Raw genomic sequence first — 25,757 nt, forward strand, 5'->3', positions numbered from 1 at the left:
TTGTCACGCCCTGGACAGTCCAAAAAAGAACGTGCGTGCTACAAAAGCCGGGATTGAAGGAGACACAGTCCATGGACCTGGCATTTACCCCTGAAGAACAGTCCTTTCGCGAGGAAGTCCGCGCCTGGGTGCGGGCCAACCTGCCCCAGGACATCGCGCACAAGGTGCGCCATTCGCTGCGCCTGACGCGCGACGACCTGCAGAACTGGGCCAAGATTCTTGGCAAGAAAGGCTGGCTGGGCTACGGCTGGCCCAAGCAGTTCGGTGGCCCCGGCTGGACAGCCGTGCAAAAGCATCTGTTCGAGGAGGAATGCGCCCTGGCCTGCGCCCCGCGCATCATTCCCTTCGGCCCCGTGATGGTGGCGCCCGTGATCATGGCCTACGGCTCGCCCGAGCAGCAGCAGCGCTTCCTGCCCGGCATTGCCAGCGGCGAGGTCTGGTGGAGCCAGGGCTACTCGGAGCCGGGCTCGGGATCGGACCTGGCCAGCCTCAAGACCCGTGCCGAGCGCGTGGGCGACAAGTACATCGTCAACGGCCAGAAGACCTGGACCACGCTGGGCCAGTACGGCGAGTGGATCTTCTGCCTGGTGCGCACCAGCAACGAGGGCAAGCCCCAGACCGGCATCAGCTTCCTGCTGGTGGACATGAAGAGCCCCGGCGTGACCGTGCGCCCCATCAAGCTGCTTGATGGCGAGTGTGAGGTCAACGAGGTCTTCTTCGACAACGTCGAGGTGCCGGCCGAGAACCTGATCGGCGAGGAAAACAAGGGCTGGACCTACGCCAAGCACCTGTTGAGCCACGAGCGCACCAACATCGCCGACGTGAACCGCGCCAAGCGCGAGCTGGAGCGCCTCAAGCGCATCGCCAAGGCCGAAGGCGTCTACGAGGACCAGCGTTTCCGCGACGAGATCGCCAAGCTCGAAGTCGACGTGGTGGCGCTGGAAATGCTGGTGCTGCGCGTGCTGTCGGCCGAGAAATCGGGCAAGAACCCGCTGGACATCGCCGGCCTGCTCAAGATCAAGGGCAGCGAGATCCAGCAGCGCTATTCCGAGTTGATGATGCAGGCCGCCGGCCCCTTCAGCCTGCCCTTCATCGAAGAGGCCATGGAAGCCGGCTGGCAGGGTGACTTCCCCGGCGGCGTGGTGGACAACGCGCCGCTGGCATCGACGTACTTCAACATGCGCAAGACGACGATCTACGGCGGCTCCAATGAGGTGCAAAGAAACATCGTCGCTCAGACGGTGCTGGGCTGATTTTGGCTGGAGTTTCGCTGAACCCAGAAGTGCGCCGGACGCGCTTCGATCAGCTTCGGGAGACAGAAAATGGACTTTGATTTTTCGGATGACCAGCAGCAACTGCGCGACGCCGTGCGCCGCTGGGTGGACAAGGGCTATACCTTCGAGCGCCGCCGCTCCATCGTCGAGGCGGGCGGTTTTTCGCGCGAGGTCTGGGGCGAGCTCGCCGAACTGGGCCTGACGGCCTTGACCGTGCCCGAGGAGCACGGCGGCCTGGGCCTGGGCGCCACCGCCGTGATGGTGGTGATGGAGGAGTTGGGCCGCGGCCTGGTGATGGAGCCGCTGGCGCAAGCCTTTGTGGCCGCCGGCGTGCTCGGCAAGCACGCCGACGCCTCCGTGGCCGGCCAGTGGCTGCCGCGCGTGGCCAGCGGCGAGGCCCTGGTCGTGCTGGCACACCAGGAGCGCCAGGCCCGCTACCGCCTCGATGTCTGCGCCGCCAAGGCCAGCAAAAGCGGCAGCGGCTACACGGTGGACGCCACCAAGAGCGTGGTGCCCGCAGGCGACGCGGCCGACGCCTTTCTCGTGCCAGCCCAGCTGGACGGCAAGATCGCCCTCTTCCTGGTGGAGCGCGGCGCCAGCGGCGTCAGCACCCAGGGCTACCGCACCCAGGACGGCAGCCGCGCGGCCGAGCTGCGCTGCCAGGCGGCCCCCGCCACGCTGGTGACGGCCGATGGCCTGGCCGCCCTCACGCTGGCCCAGGACGCCGCCAACGCCGCGCTGTGCGCCGAAGGCGTGGGCGCCATGGAGCAGACGCTGAAGCTCACCACCGAGTACATGAACCAGCGCAAGCAGTTCAACACGGTGATCGCCAGCTTCCAGGCCCTGCGCCACCGCGTGGCCGACATGAAGATGCAGCTGGAGCTGGCCCGCTCCATGAGCTATTACGCCAGCCTCAAGATGAGCGCAGCCGATGCCGAGCGCCACGTGGCCATCGCGCGCGCCAAGGTCCAGCTGGGCCAGTCGCTGCGTTTTGTCGGCCAGCAGTCGGTCCAGCTGCACGGCGGCATCGGCGTGACCGACGAGTACGCGGGCAGCCACTACTTCAAGCGCCTGACGCAGATGGAGATGACGGGCGGTGACACCCTGCATCACCTGGGCATCGTCTCCGCGAAGATGCAGGACACGGCCGGCGTGTTTGCCTGAGGTCTGACCTCACCGCGCCGCACCTCACCGCACCAGGCCACGCAGAAAACTGCGGGGCTTTTTCATGGGCCTTTGCCCATGTCTGCCCACCGCCTCAGGTCAGCCGGTAGCCCTCCGGCCTGAGCGGTGCCGGCAGATCCGTCTCGCCCAGCGTGCAGCCCAGGCTGATCTCGATGGAGCGGCAGATGGTGTCCAGCGGCAGGTCGTTGCTCTCCAGGCCAAAGGGCTCTTCGAGTTCATCGCCAAGGGCGTCGAGCCCATAGAAAGTGTAGGCCACGATGGCCACGACAAAGGGCGTCATGAACCCGGTCGTGTCCACCAGGCCGAACGGCAGCAGAAAGCAGTACATATAGGCCGTGCGGTGCAGCAGCAGCGCATAGGAGAACGGCATGGGCGTATTGCGAATGCGCTCGCACGAGGAGGCTGCCGCCGTCATGCGCGTGAAGGTCTTGTCCATGGACGCGGCCAGGCAGGGGTCCATCTCGCCACGGCGCACGCACTGCGCCAGATCGCGGCCCATGGACATCATCAGTGCGTCGCAGCGCTGCTCCAGCGGCAGGCCCTGGAGCTGGCGCCATTCCTTGTCCACCAGCCAGCGGCCTGCGGCCACATCCTCGTGCAGCCCGCGCAACTGCGTCCGCAGCAGATGCGCGAAGGCGATCACCCGGTGCACCATGCGCACGCGCACATCGCTGCTGCGCCGGGCCGGGTCCGGATCGCCGTCAATGACGATCAGGCTCTGGCACTGGCGCGCCAGCGTGCGCGCGCAGATCACCATCTCACCCCAGAGCTTGCGGCCTTCCCAGTAGCGGTCATAGGCGGTGTTGTTGCGAAAGCCCAGGAAGATGGCCAGCGGCAGGCCGATCAGCGTGAAAGGGATGGGCGTCACCGTGATCTTCACGTCGAACAGGTTGCCATGCACCAGAGTGATGATGGCGGCGAACACGATGTTCACGAGCAGCGTGACCTGGATACGCTGGAGCACCGAGCCCCGCAAAATCAGAAACAGCCTGAGGCCGGCGGGGCGATCACGGACGATCATGGGGATATCGCTAGGTACAAACCCTTATTCGATCACATATTGAGCAAGTCAATTGGCTGCGGCCGCGCCCAGATGAAAAAAAAGCGCCCCGAAGGGCGCCCTGTGTCACGACCGACTGCCGGTCACAGCGGGTTGGCGCGGCGGCGGCGCGCCATGCCCCAGCCCATGATGCCCATCAGGCCGGACATCAGGATCAGGCCCCATTCGGAGAGCGTGGGGATGGAGGCCGGGCCCGCAGGGGACGCAATCACCACAGGAGACGCCGCCACCTGGTTGTTGGCAGGAGTCACGTCGTTGTCCGCACCCGTCGTGACCTGTACGTTGGAAGTGCCTGGAGCCGTCGGCGTGCCAGAGACCGGGCAGACCACCGTCTCGCCTGCAGCGACGGCATCGCCCTGGGCCCAGTCCACACCATTCACCTTGCACTGGCCCACGGTAACACCCGGGGGCAGGCCGGTCACGCCGCAGATCGCATTGTTCGCAGTTGCAGCACCCTGGTTGGTGCAGGAGAACGAAGCTGTCGGCGGATAAGGCACGCCCACCGTGCCCTTGGGCGGCAGTCCGCTCGGGTTCGTGGTCATGTCGCTGGAGGACGCAGCGTCCAGCAGGTTGGTCTGCACCATGGCTCCCATGAGTGTGGCCACGCCATCGCCACCAATGGTGTAGTTGCCGTTGTTGATCTGGTCGCCCGGCGTGCCCAGCGGAACCTTGACCGTCATCTTGAACGTCAGGGTCTCACCTGGTGCAAGGCTGGGGATGCTGCACTTTGCAGGGCCCGTGGAGCCCACGCCACCCACAGGTGCGGTGCAATAGTTTTTCGCATCGACCAAAGAGACAAAGCTGGTGGAAACGCCTGTGCTGTCTTGCGGCATGGCCGGCGTCACCTCGACATTGGTCACCGGCGTACTGGCATTGTTGGTATAGCTGTACGTGTAGGTGATCTCAGTGCCATCGTTCTTGGGGGCACTCACCGGTCCCGACGCCGTGATCCATACCCCCTTGGGCAGGGCGGTGGTGAAGTTGTCCACGTACAGGTGGCCCGAGTGTCCGCTCTGGCTGCAGCCAGCGGCAATCGCTTCCAGTCGAACCTTATCGCCCACACGCAGCACTTCATTGCCTGGCGCCACGTCATAGGCCTGAGGGTCGGTGAACAACTCCGAGTGCCCATTCGCATCCTGGAACGATTTCCAAGCCACACCCGGTTGACCCGCATAGTGATATTTAAAGAAAAGTTCCTTATCCACCACCGAAGCAGTTTGTGCATCGAAAGTCTTGACCAATGCAATGGCATAGTACGGACGCTGAGCAGGCGTGTGACCGCTGCCTGGATCATCCAGCACCGGCGCAGCGATGAAACGGATATGGATCTTTCCGTCCTTGTCGATGTCGTCGGCCGTCAGCGTCACTTCCTGCGAAATGGCACTGGCTGTCTTCGGCTGCTGGGTAAACGAGGGCTCTGGCGACACATTGCGAGGGATATGCGTCTCGGTCAGATTGATGCGGGCCGTGTTGCTGCCGCGCGTGGGCAGCAACAGATCGGAGCTGCCCGAAACCCACAGGCGATCCTTGACCGTCGCCTCGGGCGCTGTGACGACCGAGTTCAACGGCAGCTTTCCCGCCGGAGCCGCACGCTGCAGGTCAGCCAGTTTGACGGGGTTGGACGTCAAGGTCGCCGCCGTGCCATTGTTGGTCCAGGCCTCTTCCGTCCAGCCATTCAGATTTCCCGTCTCGAAATCGCCATTGATGAACGATGCCTGGGCCACGGTGCTTGCAAGCAGCGCAGCTCCCAGTGCCAGGCGCCTTGTTTGGGTTCCGGCCTTCTGTTTGAAAGCACTCCGCTCGGCACGGATAGTCTGTCTTGTCATACCGCTCCTCTCTTTTTTGATGCTTTCGCACCGTTGAAAAAACTCTGTAGCGCCACTGTCGACAGCCCCGCAGCTTTCCCGCGCTCAAAAAAAGAGCGAACGAATCCCCTGCGCGGGCTCTGAAAGCCGCGTTCAAAAGGTGGGGAAAAGGGAAAGAAAAGTGGCGGGTGCTTAAGGCACGAACACCAGCCCTCGGCCGAACACTGCCCTCACCGGCAGGGCCAGCCCGGAGATATCCAGGGTCTTGCGGCGCAGCCGCGTCAGCTGCGATTCGATGCGGTGGAAGCCGTCATCCACATCGGCGTATCCCATGGCCTCGATCAAGGTCTGCTTGGCCACCATGGTTCCGGGGGTTGCCATCAGGCAGCCGAGCAATTCCAGCTCGCGACTGGTCAGGGCAATGATCTGGTGGTTGGGCGCGACCATGCAGGCCGAGAGGGGGTCAAGGCGCCAAGTCAGAAACGGTGCCGCCGCCCGCGCCGGCTGGCCCGTGTTGCGGCGCAGCTGGGAGCGGATGCCGGCCACGAGCTCGTTCATGTCGGTGGGCTTGACGAAGTACTGCAGGGCGCCGGCATTGAGGCCGGCGATGCGGCTGTCCAGATCGCCGCGTGCAGTGAGCACCACGACGGGAATCTCCTGCTCGGCCAGGCGCTTGACCAGGCTCAGGCCGTCCTCGCCGGGCAGGCCCAGGTCGACGACGACCAGATCTGCCTTCTGACGCAGTAGCTTTATGTAGAAGTCTTCTGCAGAATCCGTGCCCCAGGCATGCAAGCCAGACTTTGTTAAAAATCGACACACATTGATACGAATATCCTCGTCGTCCTCTACGACGGCGACGGTGAACTCGATCGATGGCTCTAGTGTCTGCTGCATGATGTTTGCCTATTGGTGCGCGGATTTTCATTGGGGCGAACGTCCGCCGCCATGCACGAACACTCTCGAATGCTCACAGTTCAGAGAAACACACAAAAATTTACATTTATTGCATGGATCATGGTCTCGCTCGGGTTGCTTGCATTTTTCGTGCTGAGCCCGGCGTCCATGTCCCCCCCTGACAAGGGACTGCGTCTTGGCAAGGACCTGCCCATGCAGGTGCTTGCCGATGCGGGCCGCAGCATGACCATTGAACAGGTCGCGGCCCTGCCCGATGATGCCTTCGAAACCCGGCGCACGCCTCTGAACGAGGGCTATACCCGCCATGCTTACTGGGTGAGGGTTGCCACGCCCGCCCTTGCGCCAACAAGCGAGCTTGCCGACAACGATGCGCTGTGGCTGGAGATCACGCCCACCTATCTGGACAGGGTCACGCTCTACCAGCAGGCGCACGGCCTGTGGCAGGCGAGGGAAAGCGGTGACACCGTGCCCATGGCTCAGCGCATCCATGTGCGCCAGCTGGTGTTTCCACTGCGCGCTGGCCAACCCTTTGTGCTGCGCATCGAGACCAGCAGCGCCATGCAGCTGTACGCCACGGTCTGGCGCAGCACGGGGCTGATGGCCTGGTTGTCCAGCGTCGAGTGGGCATCGGGCGTGCACCAGGGTGTGAACCTGGTGCTGACCCTGCTGATCGCGGGCGCGGCCCTGGCCCTGCGCATGCGCAGCCTGATGGCCATGACCTTGCTGGCCTTCGTGGTGCTGACCCACAACGCCAATGTGCGCGGCTATGCCCAGCTGTGGCTGCCCGAGCCCTGGGCGCCGCATGCGGATGTCTGGGTGAGCGTGGGCGTCTTCCTGCTGCCTGCCGCCTTTGCCTGGCAGGCACGCGAGACCTTGACGCGCGGCACGGCCTGGCGCCGCATCGATCGCATGCTGGTGCTGCTGACCGTGGCACCGCTGCTGGCCGTACTCAGCATACCGACGGGGCACTACACGCAATGGGCCTGGCTGGGGGTCAGCGTGCCCTGGATGGCCAGTCTGCTGAGTGCGCTGGTGGCCTGGCAGAACCTGTTCCGCCAGGGCCCCAGCATCGTCAACCTGCTGGTGCTGATTCCCTACACGCTGCACACGGTCATGGGCATCCACGTGGCTGCGGCCTATACGGGACTGGTGTCTTCCGACATTGAGGCAGGCATGTACTGGCAGCTGGAATCGCTGCTGCTGTACATCCTCATCATCATTGCCGTGGGTGCCAGCCTGGTCGAGAAATTCCAGAACTCCATGGGCAGGCAGGCACAGTTGGTGGAGTCGCTGGCCCGGTCGGAACATGCGCTGGAAGGACGGGTGCGCACACGCACGGCGGAGTTGCTGCATGCGCAAAACGCGCTGCAGGCCGCCTTGCATGGCGAGCGCACGCTGCGGCTGGAGCAGCGCCAGTTCTTCAACATGGTCAACCATGAGTTCCGCACGCCGCTGGCCGTGGTGGACAGCGCGGCCACCGAGCAACTGACTTTTCCGTCCACCGATATCGATTCCCAGCTGGAACGCGCAGCCCAGATCCGCCGCGCCTGCAGGCGCCTCACGGCCCTGGTGGACAACTGCCTGGTCAGCGACCGACTGGACGCGCCTGCGTTCCGGCTGCAGCTCGACCGGGTGCCCGTGATGGAGCTGATCGACGATGCCGTGCAGCTCGTGCACTGGTCGCGCCGCCACCATCTGAAGCTGGAGACTGCGGGCGTCCCCGCCTCCTGGGAGTGCGATCCCACCCTGGTACGGATCGCCCTGTCCAACCTCGTGGACAACGCCGTGAAATACGCCCAGGCCGGAGAAATCGCCGTATGCGCCCGCCTGGACGCACAGGGCAGGCTGGAACTCACCGTCAGCGACGAGGGCCCTGGCCTGGCGCCCGAGTTGGCGCAGCGCATCTTCGAGCTGCACGAGCGCGGAGAGCGTTCGGACCAGACCCGAGGCTTCGGCCTGGGGCTGTGGGTGGCCCGGCGCGTGGCCCAGATGCATGGCGGCGATGTGCAGGTCACGCCAGCTGCGGGCGGCGGCACCTGCTTCACGCTGACGCTGCCCAGCAGCATTCCCGAAGACAGCGGCCTTGCCACAGCTGCAACACAGCCCGCCTCGCCATGCGTATCCTGAACCTGCTGCGTATCCTGAACCGGCTGGCGCTGCCGGGCTGGCTGGTGTTTTCGCTGGTGCTGGTGGTCTGCTTCATTCTCAGCCCGGCCTGGCAGTCCCTGCCGGCAAAGCGCCTGCAGTTGGGCACGGACCTGCCCATGCTGGCGCTCGTCGATGCCCAGGGCAGCTTCACCATCGATCAGGTGGCAGCCCTGCCCGATACGGCCTTCACCCTGCTCGATACACCGCTGAACAAGGGCTATACGCGCGATGTGTATTGGCTCAAGGTGCAGGCGCCTCACATCGCCGCCGGCAAGGCAGACCCCGAGCACGATCCGCTGTGGCTGGAAATCCTGCCCAGTTATCTCGACCGCGTTGCGCTCTACCAGCACGTGGACGGCGCATGGCGCATGCGCAGCAGCGGTGATACGGCCACCGACGAACCGCGCGTGCACGTTCGGCAGCTGGTGTTTCCGCTGTACTCGGGCCAGCCCTTCATCCTGCGCGTGCAGACCTCAAGCCCCATGCAGCTGGACGCCACACTCTGGCGCAGCAGCGGTCTGATGACGCAGTTCTCGGCCGTGGAATGGGCATCGGGCATCCACCAGGGCATCAATCTCATGCTGGCCCTGCTGATCATCGGGGCAGCCCTGGCCTTGCGGTTGCGCAATCTGGCCGCCATGGCCGTGGCCGCCATCGCCGTGCTGATCCACGGCGCCAGCGACCGGGGGTACCTGCAGATCTGGCTGCCCGACCACCTCGCGCACTGGGGCCATCTGTGCGTCAGCCTGGGCACCTTGATGCTGCCCGCCGCCCTGGCCTGGCAGATGCGCGAGCTGCTGACACGCGACACACGCTGGTGGCGCATGGACCGGGCCTTGCTTGCCCTGGGAATCATCCCGCTGCTGTGCCTGCCCAGCATACCGCTGGGCCGCTACCAGGACTGGGCCTGGATAGGGGTTGGCGCGCCTTGGGCCATCAGCGCACTGTTCGCCGTGGTGGCATGGAGCAATCTGCTGCGCGAGCGTGCCAATCTGGTCCATGTGCTGATGGTGGTTCCCAGCACCATGTATGGTCTGATGGGCCTGTATGTGACGGCAGCCTATGTCGGCCTGACCAGCCTGCCCACCATAGAGACCAGCGTGTTCTGGCAGCTCAACACCTTGCTGGTCAACATCGTGATCACCGTGGCCGTGGGCGCCGGTCTGATCCAGAAATTCCGGGACTCCATGGCACGCCAGGCACAGCTGCTCGAGTCCCTTGCCAAGTCCGAGCATGCGCTGGAAGAGCGTGTACGCCTGCGCACGGCCGAGCTGCTGCGCGCCCAGAACGCACTGCAGGCGGCACTGCACAGCGAACGCACGCTGCGGCTGGAGCAGCGCCAGTTCTTCAACATGGTCAACCATGAATTTCGCACGCCGCTGGCCGTGGTGGACAGCGCGGCCACCGAGCAGCTGTCCTTTCCCTCGCCCGACATCGACTCCCAGCTGGAACGCGCCGCACAGATCCGGCGCGCCTGCAGACGCCTGACGGCCCTGGTGGACAACTGCCTGATCAGCGACCGCCTGGATGCTCCCGCATTCCGGCTGCAATTGCACCGCGCTCCCGTCATGGAGCTGGTGGACGACGCCGTGCAACTCGTTCACTGGTCACGCCGCCACCACCTGACCCTGGACAGCACCAATGCGCCCGCCACATGGGAGTGCGACTCCACGCTCACCCGCATCGCCCTGTCCAACCTCGTGGACAACGCGGTGAAATACGCCAAGGCCGGAGAAATCGCCGTGCGCGCGCGCACCGACGAACACGGCCGGCTGGAACTCACTGTCAGCGACCAGGGCCCGGGTCTTGCACCCGAGCTGGCGCAACGCATCTTCGAGCGCTTCGAGCGCGGCCACCGCGCGGACCAGGCCCGCGGCTTCGGCCTGGGCCTGTGGGTGGCGCGGCGCATTGCGCGCCTGCACGGCGGCGACATACAGGCAGCGCCATCAGACCAGGGCGGCACCAGCTTCACGCTCACGCTGCCACCACGCCCCTTGCCCGCACCGCAGGCCAAGACCTTGCAGGCATCGGCTTGAAACATGGCCGGGCGAAGAATCCACGATAATGAAAAGTTCGCCACTGGCGTGGCCTGCCGGCACATGCCGCAATCAACGCCCGCCTCTCCTTGGCCATAAACACACACCTGTCCATGAGCGCTACTTCCATCCCCGCCGATATCAACCGCAAGCACCTGGAAATGGCTCGCCAGCAGATCGCGAAAGGCGACCTGCAAGAAGCCGCCCAGACTCTGAACAAGGCTCATCGCCAAGTGCCTGGTGACGCTCGCGTCTTCATGCTGGGCGGACTGATGGCTGAAAAGGCAGGAAACCACGCCAAGGCCGAGCAAGCCTTCGCACGATGCATTGAACTGGCTCCCATGTGGGGCCCGGGCTTGCTGGAGACGGCGCTCTTTCGCGCAAGGCATGGTCAGTTCGATTCAGCGATTGAATTGGCAGAAAAAGTTTCCCGCATTGAGCCCAACAATTCCCAGGTGCTTGCTGGCGTAATCGATATTGCGCATCGCGCCGGGAATCTGCAGATGGCCGTCAAGCATCTGCACCGCGGCCTTGAAATGCATCCGGGCGATGCCACACTGCGCCTGCATCTGGCCCGCGACCTGGGAAACCTGGGAGAACATGCACAAGCCGTGCAGCTGTTGGATGCCTTGGTGCAGGAGCATCCCCTGCAACCGCAATACAGAATGGAACGGGTAAAGCACACCGTCACGCACGGTCAAGCCGCTGACGCCCTGGATGACATCCGTGTCCTGGAAGAGAAATTCCCAGAAGATGAAACGCTGGCGTATTACGCAGCATTGGCGAAGGGAACGACTCCTGCTCATCTGCCAGAGGAAATGCACCGGACCCTGTTCGACAACATGGCAGATAGGTTTGACCAGCATCTGGTCCAGGGATTGGGCTACCAACTACCCAAACTGGTGGCGCAGCAATTGATCGCACGTCATCCGGAAAAAGACGTCAATGTGCTCGACTTGGGCTGTGGCACCGGCCTGCTCGGGCTTTGCCTTGGCACCATGCAGGGTTACCTGATTGGTGTCGACAGCTCTCTCAAGATGATCGAGCAGGCAGCCAAGCATGGCATCTATGACCGTTTTCACCATGTCAACCTGTTGGACGCGTTGAGCAATACACCAGACCAGGAATACGATGTGATTACCTGCCTGGATGTACTGGTCTACATTGGCGACTCTCAACCAGTCATCCCTAATGCCGCACGCATTCTCAAGACGGGTGGCGAGTTCATCTTCTCCTGCGAAACCGCCCCAGAAGACGGTCCCGACCTGGTCCTCCAACCCAGCCAGCGCTACGCCCACAAGCGCAGCCATATCGAAGCGATGTGCAAGCAAGCCGGTTTCAGTGTGTCGACGGAAGAACTGGTGCTGCGCCAGGAAGGTGGCGAGCCGGTTCAGGGCTTTGTCGTGACGGCCACCAAGACCGCTGCCTGACGGGCCTTCATCAAGCCCACGCCACCTCGTGCGTGGGCGCACCACCGCCCTCGGCGAATCCGTCCCGTGCCCAGCGCGAACTCCGGGGCACGTGCAGCAGCAGAAACTCCATCTGATCGGCCAGGATCCGCCGGTTGCGCAGGATGAAGTCTTCCCAGAGGCTGGGTACATAGGGCGTGTAGAGCAGCGGCATGCGCGCCTGCTCGGGCGTGCGGGCGCCCTTGCGGTGATTGCAGGAGCGGCAGGCCGTCACCAGGTTCATCCACTGGTGGCCTCCCCCTGCGGAGATGGGCACGATGTGCTCGCGCGTGAGGTCGTTTTCATGAAAGACCCGGCCGCAATAGGCGCAGATGCAGCGGTCGCGTGCGAACAGCTTGCCGTTGGTCAGGCCGGGCTGCAGGCTGTGCGGATTGATGGCAGGCGCCCCGCGCGTGCCGATGATGCTGTTGATGTGGATGACCGACTGGCAGCCCGTGACGGCATTGTGACCACCGCGGAAACAGGCGACCTCTCCGCCGGACTCCCAGCGCACATCGTCCGCCGCGTAATGCAGCGCCGCCTGCTCCAGCGTGATCCAGGATTGGGGCAGCCCTTGGGCCGACAGCTTCAAGACCTTCACGACACGCCTCCTCTGACACCAAAGTGAACGGGAATGCAGCCAGTGCACAGGGCCTGCAAGGCAGGCCTTATCGAGGCAATATACTCTGTTTCCATGTCGGATTGACAGCCTGCGCTGGCTGCGCGCGTGCCAGCCGCTATTGAAAACAAAGCGTCCCATGAAGATTTTTCGAGGCTTCAACCATCCAGGGCGGGAATCGGCCTGCGCCGTGACCATCGGCAATTTCGATGGTGTCCACCGCGGCCACCAGGCCATGCTGGCCCTGCTGTCGGCCGAAGCTGCACAGCGCGGCGTGCCCACCTGCGTGCTGACCTTCGAGCCCCATCCGCGCGACTACTTCGCCCAGACCCTGGGACGGCCTGAAATCGCGCCGGCGCGCATAGGCACGTTGCGCGACAAGCTGTCGGAGCTGGAGCGCTGCGGCGTGGACCAGACTGTAGTGCTGCCCTTCAACCAGACGCTGGCCAGCCAGTCGCCGCAGGCCTTCATCGACGAAGTGCTGGTGGCGGGCCTTGGCGCGAAATACGTGCTGGTTGGCGACGACTTCCGCTTCGGCGCCCAGCGTGCGGGCGACTACGCCATGCTGGATGCGGCAGGCCAGCGCCAGGGCTTTGACGTGGCCCGCATGAACAGCTACGAGGTGCACGGCCTGCGCGTGTCCAGCACCCATGTGCGCGCAGCCCTGGCCGAGGGGCGCATGCAGGACGCCGCGCGGCTGCTGGGCCATCCCTACACCATCTCCGGCCATGTGGTGCACGGCCGCAAGCTGGGCCGCAGCCTGGCCGAGAGCCGCCAAGGCGCGGGCGACGGCTTTCGCACGCTGAACCTGCGCTTCAACCATTGGAAGCCTGCGGCCAGCGGCATCTTCGCCGTGCTGGTCCATGGCCTGAATGAACGACCGCTGCGCGGCGTGGCCAACCTCGGCGTGCGCCCTTCCCTGGACCCGACGGATGTCAACGGCGGGCGCGTCCTGCTGGAGACGCATTGCCTCGATTGGCCCGGCGCGCCGGGAGGCGAAGAGGCCTACGGTAAAATCATCCGCGTGGAACTTCTGCACAAACTGCACGACGAGCTGAAGTACGACAGTCTCGACGCCCTCACCGCCGGCATCGCCAAGGACTGCGATGACGCGCGCGCGTTCTTCGCCACCATCCACACGCCCATCTACACCGAGACCCGTCGCCAGACCACGCGCGACCGAATTTGACGCTCTCCGTCACCTGCCCGGGCGCGGGTGCGCGCCAGGCTTTCCTCCCCTTTTTCCGTGCCTGGACCAGACGGTCCGGGCTCTGGCCTGCTTTCAAGGTTCTCCATGTCTGATTCGAAAGTCTCCCCCAACGCCAATGCGGGCTATCGCGCCACGCTGAACATGCCCGACACGCCCTTCCCCATGCGCGGCGACCTGCCCAAGCGCGAGCCGGGCTGGGTCCAGGAATGGGAGGACAAGGGGATCTACAAGAAGCTGCGCGACGCGCGCCACGGCGCGCCCAAGTTCATCCTGCATGACGGCCCGCCCTACGCCAACGGCAAGATCCACATCGGCCATGCGGTGAACAAGGCGCTCAAGGACATGATCGTCAAGAGCCGCCAGCTCGAGGGCTTCGACGCCATGTACGTGCCGGGCTGGGACTGCCACGGACTGCCCATCGAGAACGCCATCGAAAAGCTGCATGGCCGCAACCTGCCCCGCGACGAGATGCAGGCCAAGAGCCGCGCCTTCGCCACCGAGCAGATCGTCCAGCAGATGGTGGACTTCAAGCGCCTGGGCGTGCTGGGCGACTGGGACCATCCCTACAAGACCATGAACTACGCCAACGAGGCCGCCGAGCTGCGCGCCCTCAAGCGCGTCATGGAGCGCGGCTTCGTCTACCGCGGCCTCAAGCCCGTGTACTGGTGCTTTGACTGCGGCTCCTCGCTGGCCGAGTTCGAGATCGAATACGCCGACAAGCAAAGCCAGACGCTGGACGTGATGTTCCCCACGGCCGAGCCCGACAGGCTGGCGGCCGCCTTCGGCCTGCCCTCGCTGGCCAAGCCAGCCTTCATCGTCATCTGGACGACGACGGCCTGGACCATCCCCGCCAACCAGGCGCTCAACGTCAACCCCGAGCTGGAATACAGCCTGGTGGACACCGAGCGCGGCCTGCTGATCGTGGCCTCGGCCCTGGTCGAGAAGTGCCTGGCACGCTGGAAGCTCGAAGGCCAGGTCGTCGCCACCGCCGTGGGCAGGAAGCTGGACCACCTGCAGTTCAAGCACCCGCTGGCCGATATGGACAAGGGCTTCGACCGCGTCTCGCCCGTGTTCCTGGCCGACTACGCCACGGCCGATGACGGCACCGGCATCGTGCACTCGGCCCCCGCCTATGGCGTGGACGACTTCAACAGCTGCATGAACAACGGCATGACGCGCGAAGACATCCTGAGCCCCGTGCAGGGCAACGGCGTCTACGCACCCGAGCTGCCGCTGTTCGGTGGCCAGCACATCTGGAAGGCCACGCCCGCCATCATCGACGCGCTCAAGCTGGCCGGCCGCCTGATGGACACCAAGACCATCACCCACAGCTACCCGCACTGCTGGCGCCACAAGACGCCCGTGATCTACCGCGCCGCAGCCCAGTGGTTCATCCGCATGGACGAAGGCGAGGGCGTGTTCACCAAGCCCGGCGACAAGCCCGCGCAGACGCTGCGCCAGATCGCGCTGGAAGCCATCGAGCACACCCAGTTCTACCCGGAGAACGGCAAGACCCGCCTGCGCGACATGATCGCCGGCCGCCCCGACTGGTGCATCTCGCGCCAGCGCAGCTGGGGCGTGCCCCTGCCCTTCTTCCTGCACAAGGACAGCGGCGAGCTGCACCCGCGCACCATGGAGATCATCGACCAGGCGGCCGCCATGGTCGAGCAGGGTGGCATCGAGGCCTGGAGCCGCGTGACGGCCGAGGACATCCTGGGCGCCGAGGAGGCCGTGCACTACACCAAGAGCACCGACATCCTCGAAGTCTGGTTCGACTCCGGCTCCACCTTCTGGCACGTGATGCGCGGCACGCACGCCGACATGCACCACGACCAGGGCCCCGAGGCCGACCTCTACCTGGAAGGCCATGACCAGCACCGCGGCTGGTTCCATTCGTCGCTGCTGCTGGCCTCGGCCATCTTCGGTCGCGCGCCCTACCGCGGCCTGCTGACGCACGGATTCACCGTGGACGGCCAGGGCAAGAAGATGTCCAAGTCGCTGGGCAACACCGTCGCCCCGCAGGACGTGAGCAACAAGATGGGCGCCGAGATCATCCGCCTGTGGGTGGCCTCGACCGACTACTCGGGCGACCTGGGCATCGACGACAAGATCCTGGCCCGCGTGGTGGATGCCTACCGCCGCATCCGCAACACGCTGCGCTTCCTGCTGGCCAACGTCAGCGACTTCGATGCTGCGCAGGACTCGGTTCCCACCGAAGAGCTGCTGGAGATCGACCGCTGGGCCCTGGCCCGCGCGGCCCAGTTCCAGGCCGAGCTGCTGGCCCACTACAAGGTCTATGAATTCCACCCCGTGGTGGCCAAGCTGCAGCTGTTCTGCTCGGAAGACCTGGGCGGCTTCTACCTGGACGTGCTCAAGGACCGCCTGTACACCAGCGCGCCCAAGAGCCTGGCCCGCCGCAGCGCCCAGACCGCCCTGCACCAGATCACGCATGCCATGCTGCGCTGGATGGCGCCCTTCCTGTCCTTCACGGCCGAAGAGGCCTGGAAGGTCTTCGGCGACAGCGAGTCCATCTTCCTGGAGACCTACACCGACCTGCCGGCCGGTGACGAGGCCCTTCTGGCCAAGTGGTCGCGCCTGCGCGAGATCCGCGACGTGGTGAACAAGGACATCGAGGCCGTGCGCACCGAAGGCCGGGTCGGCTCCTCGCTGCAGGCCGAAGTCAGTGTCTCGGCCCAGCCCGAAGACCTGGCCCTGCTGCAAAGCCTGGGCGACGACCTGAAGTTCGTCTTCATCACCTCGGCGGCCGAGGCCCTGGCGGGCGAGGCGCTGCAGGCCGCCGTCACACCCAGCAGCCACGCCAAGTGCGATCGCTGCTGGCACTACCGCGCCGACGTGGGCATCAACCCCGAGCACCCCAGCCTGTGCGGCCGTTGCGACAGCAACCTGCACGGTGCTGGCGAAGAGCGCCACAAGGCGTAATCAACCCCTGAGGCGCTGCCATGACCCCTACCTTTGCTGCGGTCCCCGAATCCCGCAACAGCCGCATCTGGCCCTGGCTGGCCTGGTCGCTGGCGATCATCGCCATCGACCAGCTCACCAAGCAGTGGATCCTTGGTGCCTACCAGCTGGGCGACTGGACGCCGATCACGGGCTTCTTCAACATCGTGCGGGCCCACAACACGGGCGCGGCCTTCTCGTTCCTGGCCGGAGCGGGCGGCTGGCAGCGCTGGCTGTTCGTGGGCATCGGCGTGGCGGCCACGCTGCTCATCGTCTGGCAGTTGCGCAAGCATCCGGGGCAGAAGCTGTTTTGCTTCTCGCTGGCCAGCATCCTGGGCGGCGCCATCGGCAACGTGGTGGACCGCCTGCAGCACGGCTACGTAGTGGACTTCCTGGACTTCTACTGGGGCCGTTCGCACTTTCCGGCCTTCAATGCCGCCGACATCGCCATCAGCGTGGGCGCGGGCCTGCTGATCCTGGACGAGGTGCTGCGCGCACGGCGGGCCAAAAGAACCTGATCCCCGCCGCGGCGCACGCCACGACAGCCAGCCCAGCCCCTCCTGCGAGGGGCTTTTTCATGGGGGCTGCCGCCAACTGCGTACCGACGGGCTTTCTCCTCGGGTTTTCCTGAGTGCGTTTTTGGTCAACCGAAATTCTTTTTGATTCGTTTTATTTCTACAATTTTCTTTATTTCGCACCAAACTGTGCGCTCATGCGGCCGACTCTCCTGCGCGCAAGCCGGGACCGGGGTTATATTGGTCCGCTTCTCCGCTCACAGCACATGAAGCACTTACTCAATCTACTGGCCGCCATCGCCCTGCTGGTCTGGGGCACGCACATGGTCCGCACCGGCGTGCTGCGGGTGTTCGGCGCCAACCTGCGCGACCTGCTCGCCCACAGCATGAGCAACCGTTTCTCGGCTGCGCTGTCGGGCTTGGGTGTGACTGCGCTGGTGCAGTCGAGCACGGCCACCTCGCTGATGACCTCGGCCTTCGTGGGCCAGGGCCTGATCTCGCTGCCGGCCGCGCTGGCCGTGATGCGCGGCGCCGACGTGGGCACGGCGCTGATGGCCGTGCTGTTCTCCACCGACCTGTCCTGGCTGTCGCCGCTGTTCATCTTCGTGGGCGTGGTGCTGTTCATCACGCGCCAGGACACCACGGCCGGGCGCATAGGCCGCGTGCTGATCGGCCTGGGCGTGATGCTGCTGGCGCTGCGCCTGGTGGTCGAGGCCACCGAGCCACTGCTGGAAGCCCCCGCCGTGCGCACCCTGCTGGGCTCGGTCACCAGCGATATCTTCATGGAGTTGCTGCTGGGTGCGCTGCTGGCCGTGATGGCCTATTCCAGCCTGGCCATCGTGCTGCTGATCGCGGCCATGGCCAGCTCGGGCGCGATTCCCATGGAAGTGGCGCTGGGCCTGACGCTGGGCGCCAATATCGGCAGCGGCCTGGTGGCCGTGCTGACCACGGCCAAGTCCAGCACCGAAGTGCGCCAGGTCACCATCGGCAACATGCTGTTCAAGATCATGGGGGTGGCCATCGTCGCGCCCTTCCTGGGGCTGTGGGCCACCTACGTGATGCCGATGATCGACGGCAAGGGCCAGAACATCGTGCTGTTCCACCTGGCCTTCAACATCTTCAACAGCCTGTGCTTCATTGGCCTGACGCAGACCGTGGCGCGCTGGGTGACGGCCCTGCTGCCCAAGCCCGAGGCCAGCTCCACCAGTCTGCTGCGCCCGCGCCACCTGGATCCGTCGGCGCTGAGCACGCCGTCGCTGGCCATTTCCTGCGCCGCGCGCGAGGCCCTGCATCAGGCCGACATGGTCGAGTCCATGCTGATCGGCATGCAGCGCGTGCTGGAGACCGACGACCTCAAGCTGTCCCAGGAGCTGCGCGAGCTTGAAGGCACGGTGGACGATCTTTACTCGGCCATCAAGTACTACATGACCAAGATCTCGCGCGCCGAACTGGACGAGCGCGAGGGCCAGCGCTGGACGGAAATCATCAGCTTCACCATCAACATGGAGCAGATCGGCGACATCATCGAGCGCGTTCTGCTGGACATCGAGGACAAGAAGATCAAGAAGGGCCGCCAGTTTTCCGAGGCCGGCACGCAGGAGATCCGCGAGCTGCTGCACCACCTGCTGGACAACCTGCGTCTGGCGATGAGCGTGTTCCTCAACGGCAATGTGCGCGAGGCGCAGAAGCTGCTGGAGGAAAAAGCGCGTTTCCGCGACCTGGAGCTGGCCTACTCGGCCACCCACCTGGCGCGCCTGTCCGACAACACCGTCTCCAGCATAGAGACCAGCTCGCTGCACATCGACCTGATCAGCGATCTCAAGCGCATCAACTCGCTGCTGTGCTCGGTGGCCTACCCCATTCTCGAATCGGCCGGCGCCCTGGCACCCAGCCGGCTCAAGGAATCGGCACTGAACAAGACGGCGCGCTGAAGCGTTTCACCAGCCCAGCCAGGCCGCCAGCACCTGGGCGGCCTCGGGCGTGAAGCGGCCCTGCAGCAGCCATTCGACGAGCTGGTCGCGCTCGATCAGCGCAAAGGCCTGGACCTCGCCATCCTGGTTGCCGGGCTCCAGCGCCGGCGGCACGGTGGCGCTGAACCAGTCGATGCGCTCGCGCATGAAGCCCCGGCCCTCGGCCTCGTCGCTGGGGCGCTCGAACAGTACATGGCCGCCATGGCGCAGGCCCTGCAGCTCGGCCACGCGCAGGCCGGCCTCTTCCCAGGTTTCACGCTCCACGGCCTCGGCCACGGTATCGCACGCGGCCACCATGCCGCCCATCAGCGTGTCCCACATGCCGGGGTTGGTGGGCTTGTTGTCGGCGCGCTGCTGCACCCAGATGCGGCCATCGGCCGTCTCGCCCACCAGATGCACGGCCTGGGTGGCAATGCCCAGCGGGCGCACGGCGCCGCGCTCCACGGTGGCAATGCGCTGGCCCCGGACGTTGCACACGGCCAGTTGCTCATCGCGCCAGGGTCCGCTGTGGCCCGTGGCACGCAGCACCCGGGCCAGGGCGTTGAGCAGGACCGTGGCATCGCCCTGGCCTTGCAGATGCCATTGGCCGGCCTGCAGGCGCAGTGCCACGCCGTGGGCTTGCATCACATCGTCCGGCAGCAGCGCGGCCAGGCCGTCTTCCAGCGAACCAGTTTCCTGCCCCGCCACCAGCAATGGCCGGCGCGGCTGCAGCGCGGGCTGGCGCGTGTCGGCGCGCAGGCGGCACAACCAGGCCTGCACGGCCGGGTCGGCCGGATCAGTCAGGCGCTTTTGCACACTCATGGCAGCAGGATGGTGGAGCCCGTGGTCTTGCGCGCCTCCAGGTCCAAATGTGCCTGGCGCACCTCGGCCAGCGGATAGCGCTGGTCGATATGGATCTTCACGGCACCGCTTTCCACCACGGCGAACAGATCGTCGGCCATCGCCTGTGTGGCCTCGCGGCTGGTGATGTGGGAGAACAGGGTCTGGCGCGTCACATACAGCGACTTGGCCGCCAGCACGGCAGGAGCGAAAGGCGCCACGGGGCCCGAGGCGTTACCGAAGCTCACCAACAGGCCGAAGCGCCGCAGGCAGGCCAGCGAGCCTTCCCAGGTGTCCTTGCCCACGCTGTCGTAGACCACCTTCACACCCTGGCCGCCCGTGATCTCCTGCACGCGCTCGGCGAAGTTCTCGCTGCGGTAGTTGATGGCATGGGCTGCACCGTTGGCCAGGGCCAGCGCGCACTTCTCGTCCGAGCCTGCGGTGGCGATGAGCTGCAGGCCCAGGGCCCTGGCCCATTGGCAGGCGATCAGGCCCACACCACCGGCCGCCGCATGGAACAGCACGGCATCACCCGGTGCCAGGCCCTCGACCGGAATGCATTTCTTGAGCAGGTACTGCGCGGTCAGGCCCTTGAGCATCATGGCGGCAGCCGTCTCGAACGCAATGGCATCGGGCAGGCGGCACACGCACATGGCGGGCATGACACGCACCTCGCTGTAGCTGCCCGGCGGATTGCTCGCATAGGCCACGCGATCGCCCACGCCCAGGTGCTGCACGCCGGCCCCCACGGCCTCGACCACGCCTGCGCCTTCCATGCCCAGGTTCAAGGGCATGGGCAGCGAGTACAGGCCGGAGCGCTGGTACACATCGATGAAGTTCAGGCCCACCGCATGGTGGCGTATGCGTACCTCGCCTGGCCCGGGCTCGCCCACGGCGACCTGCACCAGCTCCAGGACTTCGGGGCCGCCGTTGTGGCGGATCTGCACTGCAATACCCATGGGAGCACTCCTGCAAAAAGCGACAAGAGCGGCATCGTGCCATGTTTCGGCCCGCCTCGCGGAAGACGGCAACGCATGGCCGGCGCAAAGAGCGCGCAACGCCTATAGTGGCGAGCCCGAAAGCCGGATGATCCCGATGAGCCAGCCGCTGAAGCCTTCCACCGCCGCCATCCTGACGCTGCCGCCGCTGCTGTGGGCCGGCAATGCCATCGTGGGCCGCATGGTCCATGACCTGATCTCGCCCTTCGCGCTGAATTTCCTGCGCTGGGCCATTGCCTTCATGCTGCTGCTGCCGCTGGCCGGATGGGTGCTGCGCCGGGACAGCGCCGTCTGGCCGCAGTGGCGCCAGTTCGCGCTGCTGGGATTGCTGGGCATCGGCTGCTACAACGCCCTGCTGTACCTGGCGCTGAAAACATCGACGCCGTTGAATGCCACCCTGGTCGGCTCCAGCATGCCGGTGTGGATGCTGGCCGTGGGCCGCATCTGCTGGGGCATTGCCGTGAGCCGCCGCCAGTTGCTGGGGGCTGCGCTGTCGGTGCTGGGCGTGGCCGTGGTGCTGTCGCGCGGCGATCCGCAGGTGCTGCGCCAGCTGCAGCTGGTGCCGGGCGACCTGTTCATGGTGCTGGCCACGATCCTGTGGGCCTTCTATACGTGGCTGCTGTCCAGGACCAGCGTGTCAGGACAGCTGCGCGCGGACTGGTCGGGCTTTCTGCTGGCACAGATGGTCTTCGGCCTGATGTGGTCCGGCCTGTTCACGGGACTGGAGGCGGCATCGGGACGGTTTCACCTTCAGGCAGGGTGGCCGCTGCTGGGCGCCCTGCTGTTCATCGCCGTCGGGCCGGCCATCCTGGCCTATCGCTTCTGGGGCCTGGGCGTGCAGCGCAGCAGCCCTGCGGTGGCGGGCTTCTTCGGCAATCTGATGCCCCTGTTCACCGCCCTGCTGTCCATTCCGCTGCTGGGCCAGACGCCGCAGCTGTACCACGGGCTGGCCTTCGCGCTCATCGTGGGCGGCATCATGGTGTCTTCGCGCCGGGCATAGCCTTTGGCAGGCCATGCGCCACGGTGCGCACGGGCACCTTGGCCAGCAGCTGCTCGAACGCGCGTATGGGCACGGGCGGGCTGAACAGGTAGCCCTGGAAATACTCGCAGCCGTAGTGTGCGAGCAGGGCGCGCTGCTCCAGGGTCTCCACGCCTTCGGCGATCACATCCAGGTTCAGGTTGCGCGCCATGCCGATGATGGTCTGCACGATCACGTCATCGGTATGGCGCAAGCCCAGGTGGCGCACGAAGGACTGGTCGATCTTGAGCTGGTTCAGCGGCAGCTGGGTGAGATAGGTCAGCGAGGAGTGACCGGTGCCGAAGTCGTCCATGGAAAAGCACACGCCATGGCTGCGCAACTGCTTCATCTTGTCGATGGACTCCTGCACGTTCTCGATCACAAGCGACTCGGTCAGCTCCAGCTTGAGCAGATGGGGCGCAATGCCGGCATTGCGCACCTGCTCGATGACCTGGGAGGCGAAGTCCTGGTGCCGGAACTGGCGGGCACTGACATTCACGGCCACCTGCAGATGGCGCAGCCGCGCATCCTTTTGCCAGATCGCCAGTTGCTCGCAGGCCGTGCGGATCACCCACATGCCCAGCGGCACGATGATCTCGCTTTCCTCGGCCACGGCAATGAACATGCCGGGCGGCACCAGGCCGCGTTCGGGGTGGCGCCAGCGCAGCAGGGCTTCGGCGCCTATGACCTCGCCGGCCAGCGTGAACTGGGGCTGGTAGTGCAGCTCGAACTGGGACTGCGCCAGGGCCTGGCGCAGGTCGCCTTCCATGCGCACGCGCTGGTGGATTTCCACCTGCATCTGCGGATCGAAGAAGCACAGACCGCTGCCGTTGCGCGCCTTGATCTGGTACATGGCGATGTCGGCCTGCTTGAGCAGCTCGGCCGCCGACTGCGGCTGGCGGCCGAACAGCGTGGCGCCAATGCTGCAGGCGCTGCGGTGCAGATGGGCGCCCAGCACATAGGACTGGTTGAGCCGCGCCAGGATCTTCTCGCCAATGCGCTGGGCCAGCGTGGCCGCCTCGGCGGGCTCGTGCGACAGCTCGCAGAGCATGACCACGAACTCATCCCCCCCAAGGCGCGCCACCGTGTCCGAAGATCGAACGGCGCTGCGCAGGCGGTGCGCCACCTGCTGCAGCAGCTGGTCGCCCACTTCGTGGCCCAGCGTGTCGTTGAGCATCTTGAACTGGTCCAGGTCCAGGAACAGCAGCGCCCCGGTCCAGCCTTCGCGTGCGGCCAGCACCGTGGCCTGGGCCAGGCGGTCCAGCAGCAGGCGGCGATTGGGCAGGCTGGTCAGCGGATCGTAGAAGGCCAGGCTCTCGATCTCGGCCGTGGCCAGCCGGATATCGGTGACATCGTTGTAGGTGATGACCACGCCGTCCTCGGCGGCCAGCCGTGCCGTCATCTGGACAAAGCGGCCGCTGGGCAGTTGCTGCTCAAAGGGCACGCCAGGGCGCAGCACCAGTTGGCGGTGCAGGTCCTTGGCCTCGTCGGCCTGCGCCGGCGCCGCCGCCAGACCCACGGCGCTGGGGCAGGAATCGAGCAGCGATTGCAGGGGCCGCCCAGGCTCCAGCTGGTCCGCGTGCCAGGGGAACATTTCCTCGTAGCAGCGGTTCCAGCGCAGCACGCGCTGCTGCGAATCCAGCAGCAGAAAGCCGCTGACCATGCTGTCCAGCGCCTGGTCCAGCCACTGCTCGGACCGCTGGGCCTGGCGCCGTGCGGCATGCAGGCGGTCCATGTAGCGGTGCACGGTCCAGCCCAGCACGGCCAGCAGCACGCCGAAGATCATCACGGCCAGCACCATCAGCCAGGCAGCCACGCGCCAGCCGGCCAGCACGGAGGACATGGGCAGGCTGGCCGTGACCCACAGATGTCCCTTGGGCAGCGGATGCGCAGCCACCAGGGCGGGCACGCGGCTCAGGCGTGCGGCCATGTGCATGACGCCGCTGGACGGCAGCTGCGACGTCGTCGGCAGCAGCCGCACAGCGGCGACATCGCCATACTGGGGCATGGACAGCAGCAGCTCGCCGCTGCCCTGCTCCAGCGTGACCTCCAGGCCGTCCAGCACACCGCCCTGGGCCAGCACGGCGCCCAGCGCCGCAGCCGGCACCTGCATCAGCACATAGCCGCCCTGCTCCGCCCGGCTCAGGGGCCGCACAAGGTACAGCATGCGCTCGCCACCCGGCACCTGCGGCGCGACGGAGGGTGGACTTGCCAGCAATTGGGAGCGGCTTTGGCCCGCCAGGCGCTCCCAGGCCTGCGCAGGCAGGTCGATGACCGGGCCATCGCCCGAAGCGGCCAGTTCCCGGCCCTGGATATCGTGCACCGAGGCGCGCTGCGCCAGCGTGTTCTGCCGCACCATGGTGTGCAGCATTTCCTGCAGTTGCGGCTGCGATGCCGATGCGGGGTTGCGCGAACCCAGCAGTTCATCCACGCCCAGCGCCAGGGCATCCAGGGATTCCAGGCTGCGGCTGATGGCCGCCTCGGTGCCCAGCACAAAGCGCACCAGGCGCAGCGAAGCCTCTTCCTGCGCCGTGGTCCGCATGCCGCTGAGCAGCCAGACCATGGCGGCCGCCAGGGCCACCGTCAGCAGCACCAGCATCAGCGCCAGGGTATGGCGCATGCGCGCAGGGCTTGCGGCCGCTGCCGGGCCGGGCGTGCGGACGGGGTCGGCCGCCGCCCAGTCCGTCTGATGGGGCTGGCCCGTCATCTCCGGGCTCCCTGCATGGCGTTTGGAATGGGCAGGCTGCGGCAGGGCCGCTGGCCACGATGCAGGAACGGGACTGTCAAGGCTGACCCTGCCCATGGACCGCTCGGCACTGCGCAGCCATGCAAGGGACCATTTCCCGGGCCTTGCCGGCCCTGGACCCGTTCATGGAGGCAGTGCACCGGCGCATCAGAAGGTTCCTGCGTACAGGCCGCCGTCGGGCAGGATGTTCTGACCCGTCATGTAGCCTGCGTGCGCGCTGCACAGGAAGGCGCAGATGGCGCCGAATTCATCGGGCGTGCCGAAGCGGCGGGCCGGCACCTGGGATTGCTGCACCAGACGCACATCGTCCAGGCTCTTGCCGCTCTTGTTGGCGGCGGCCGTGAAGGTGGTGCGCAGGCGATCGGTGTCGAACTTGCCGGGCAGCAGGTTGTTGATGGTCACGCCCTTGGCCGCAATGCCGCTGCGCGCCAGGCCCGCCACAAAGCCCGTGAGGCCGCTGCGCGCGCCATTGGACAGGCCCAGGATGTCGATGGGCGCCTTCACGGCGCTGGAGGTGATGTTGACGATGCGGCCGAATCCGCGCGCCGCCATGCCGTCCACCGTGGCCTTGATCAGCTCGATGGGCGTGAGCATGTTGGCGTCCACGGCCTTGAGCCAGGCCGCGCGGTCCCAGTCGCGGAAATCACCGGGAGGCGGGCCGCCGGCATTGGTGACGACGATGTCGAAATCCACGCCCGGGCCGCCGGCTGCCGACAGCACGGCGGCGCGGCCTTCCTCGGTGGTGATGTCGGCCGCCACGGCCAGCACCTTCACCTGCGGCGCCAGGGCGGCGAGGCTGGCCGCAGCCTCCTGCAGTGCCTCGGGATTGCGCGCATTGATCACCAGGTTCACGCCCTCTTGCGCCAGCGCCTTGGCACAGCCAAAGCCCAGGCCCTTGCTGGCGCCACATACCAGGGCCCACTTGCCCGCGATTCCCAGATCCATGTCTCACTCCTGAACAAAAAAAGCCTTGCTCGATCCTTGCAGAACGGCAGCGCACATTGTGCGCGAGGCTTCGATGCTTTCACGCCAA

Annotated in this window: 18 protein-coding genes; 10 read left to right on the plus strand and 8 right to left on the minus strand. The window is 65.8% G+C overall.

Translation table 11 applies throughout. The features are described from left to right. Nucleotides 1–71 precede the first annotated feature (71 nt). Complete coding sequence (locus JHD82_RS00700) at nucleotides 72–1,253, plus strand: acyl-CoA dehydrogenase family protein (RefSeq protein ID WP_012207172.1); 1,182 nt, start codon at nucleotides 72–74, stop codon at nucleotides 1,251–1,253. Between the two features lie 69 nt (nucleotides 1,254–1,322). Next, entirely contained in the window at nucleotides 1,323–2,438 is a 1,116-nt protein-coding gene (locus JHD82_RS00705; protein ID WP_199135124.1) for an acyl-CoA dehydrogenase family protein, read from the plus strand. Between the two features lie 94 nt (nucleotides 2,439–2,532). On the opposite strand, the gene JHD82_RS00710 is transcribed toward JHD82_RS00705, so the two are convergent. From JHD82_RS00710 to JHD82_RS00720, 3 genes are all read right to left on the minus strand, one after another. Continuing rightward, nucleotides 2,533–3,480, minus strand: coding sequence for a bestrophin family protein (locus JHD82_RS00710; RefSeq protein ID WP_199135125.1), 948 nt, complete (start codon nucleotides 3,478–3,480; stop codon nucleotides 2,533–2,535). A 122-nt stretch (nucleotides 3,481–3,602) separates the two neighbouring features. Further along, a complete protein-coding gene (locus JHD82_RS00715; protein WP_199135126.1) occupies nucleotides 3,603–5,345 on the minus strand; it encodes an IPTL-CTERM sorting domain-containing protein in 1,743 nt (580 codons plus the stop codon). A gap of 171 nt (nucleotides 5,346–5,516) precedes the next feature. After that, nucleotides 5,517–6,218, minus strand: coding sequence for a response regulator transcription factor (locus tag JHD82_RS00720; protein ID WP_012207176.1), 702 nt, complete (start codon nucleotides 6,216–6,218; stop codon nucleotides 5,517–5,519). A gap of 168 nt (nucleotides 6,219–6,386) precedes the next feature. Here JHD82_RS00720 and JHD82_RS00725 point away from each other — a divergent pair, with 168 nt between their 5' ends. The 3 genes from JHD82_RS00725 (at nucleotide 6,387) to JHD82_RS00735 (ending at nucleotide 11,853) form a co-directional block, all read left to right on the plus strand. After that, nucleotides 6,387–8,366: an ATP-binding protein gene (locus tag JHD82_RS00725; protein ID WP_199135127.1), complete on the plus strand. Its 1,980-nt coding sequence runs from the start codon at nucleotides 6,387–6,389 to the stop codon at nucleotides 8,364–8,366. Continuing rightward, nucleotides 8,354–10,423: an ATP-binding protein gene (locus tag JHD82_RS00730; RefSeq protein WP_199135128.1), complete on the plus strand. Its 2,070-nt coding sequence runs from the start codon at nucleotides 8,354–8,356 to the stop codon at nucleotides 10,421–10,423. Before JHD82_RS00725 ends, JHD82_RS00730 begins: the two co-directional genes overlap by 13 nt. A gap of 113 nt (nucleotides 10,424–10,536) precedes the next feature. Next, the gene (locus JHD82_RS00735; RefSeq protein WP_199135129.1) at nucleotides 10,537–11,853 is read left to right on the plus strand and encodes a tetratricopeptide repeat protein; all 1,317 of its coding nucleotides are present in this window, start codon (nucleotides 10,537–10,539) and stop codon (nucleotides 11,851–11,853) included. Nucleotides 11,854–11,863: 10 nt separating this feature from the next. Here JHD82_RS00735 and JHD82_RS00740 read toward each other — a convergent pair whose 3' ends face one another. Further along, nucleotides 11,864–12,472 carry an HNH endonuclease gene (locus JHD82_RS00740; RefSeq protein ID WP_097201504.1) on the minus strand — a complete coding sequence of 203 codons (609 nt, stop codon included), beginning with the start codon at nucleotides 12,470–12,472 and terminating at the stop codon, nucleotides 11,864–11,866. 157 nt (nucleotides 12,473–12,629) lie between these two features. On the opposite strand from JHD82_RS00740, the gene JHD82_RS00745 reads away from it, so the two are divergent. The 4 genes from JHD82_RS00745 (at nucleotide 12,630) to JHD82_RS00760 (ending at nucleotide 19,104) form a co-directional block, all read left to right on the plus strand. After that, the gene (locus JHD82_RS00745; protein WP_034396801.1) at nucleotides 12,630–13,679 is read left to right on the plus strand and encodes a bifunctional riboflavin kinase/FAD synthetase; all 1,050 of its coding nucleotides are present in this window, start codon (nucleotides 12,630–12,632) and stop codon (nucleotides 13,677–13,679) included. A gap of 105 nt (nucleotides 13,680–13,784) precedes the next feature. Then, nucleotides 13,785–16,640 carry an isoleucine--tRNA ligase gene (gene ileS / locus JHD82_RS00750; protein ID WP_199135130.1) on the plus strand — a complete coding sequence of 952 codons (2,856 nt, stop codon included), beginning with the start codon at nucleotides 13,785–13,787 and terminating at the stop codon, nucleotides 16,638–16,640. Nucleotides 16,641–16,660: 20 nt separating this feature from the next. After that, on the plus strand, nucleotides 16,661–17,176 hold the full coding sequence (gene lspA / locus JHD82_RS00755) for a signal peptidase II (RefSeq protein ID WP_013800899.1): 516 nt from the start codon (nucleotides 16,661–16,663) through the stop codon (nucleotides 17,174–17,176). A gap of 263 nt (nucleotides 17,177–17,439) precedes the next feature. Continuing rightward, complete coding sequence (locus JHD82_RS00760; RefSeq protein WP_013800898.1) at nucleotides 17,440–19,104, plus strand: Na/Pi cotransporter family protein; 1,665 nt, start codon at nucleotides 17,440–17,442, stop codon at nucleotides 19,102–19,104. Between the two features lie 6 nt (nucleotides 19,105–19,110). Here JHD82_RS00760 and JHD82_RS00765 read toward each other — a convergent pair whose 3' ends face one another. Together JHD82_RS00765 and JHD82_RS00770 are read right to left on the minus strand one after the other, a co-directional pair. Continuing rightward, nucleotides 19,111–19,944, minus strand: a complete 834-nt coding sequence (locus JHD82_RS00765; RefSeq protein ID WP_199135131.1) for an NUDIX domain-containing protein — start codon at nucleotides 19,942–19,944, stop codon at nucleotides 19,111–19,113. Continuing rightward, nucleotides 19,941–20,921 carry a quinone oxidoreductase gene (locus tag JHD82_RS00770; protein WP_199135132.1) on the minus strand — a complete coding sequence of 327 codons (981 nt, stop codon included), beginning with the start codon at nucleotides 20,919–20,921 and terminating at the stop codon, nucleotides 19,941–19,943. The genes JHD82_RS00765 and JHD82_RS00770 overlap by 4 nt, the downstream gene beginning before the upstream one ends. 136 nt (nucleotides 20,922–21,057) lie before the next feature. On the opposite strand from JHD82_RS00770, the gene JHD82_RS00775 reads away from it, so the two are divergent. Beyond that, nucleotides 21,058–21,960, plus strand: coding sequence for a DMT family transporter (locus JHD82_RS00775; RefSeq protein ID WP_012207187.1), 903 nt, complete (start codon nucleotides 21,058–21,060; stop codon nucleotides 21,958–21,960). Here JHD82_RS00775 and JHD82_RS00780 read toward each other — a convergent pair. Both JHD82_RS00780 and JHD82_RS00785 read right to left on the minus strand, forming a co-directional pair. Beyond that, a complete protein-coding gene (locus JHD82_RS00780; protein WP_123690527.1) occupies nucleotides 21,935–24,685 on the minus strand; it encodes an EAL domain-containing protein in 2,751 nt (916 codons plus the stop codon). The two genes, JHD82_RS00775 and JHD82_RS00780, sit on opposite strands and share 26 nt — an antisense overlap. Nucleotides 24,686–24,871: 186 nt before the next feature. Further along, nucleotides 24,872–25,669, minus strand: coding sequence for an SDR family oxidoreductase (locus tag JHD82_RS00785; RefSeq protein WP_013800893.1), 798 nt, complete (start codon nucleotides 25,667–25,669; stop codon nucleotides 24,872–24,874). Nucleotides 25,670–25,757 lie beyond the last annotated feature (88 nt).

Source organism: Delftia sp. ASV31 (assembly GCF_016428765.1).
GTDB classification, from domain to species: Bacteria; Pseudomonadota; Gammaproteobacteria; order Burkholderiales; family Burkholderiaceae_C; genus Comamonas; species Comamonas acidovorans.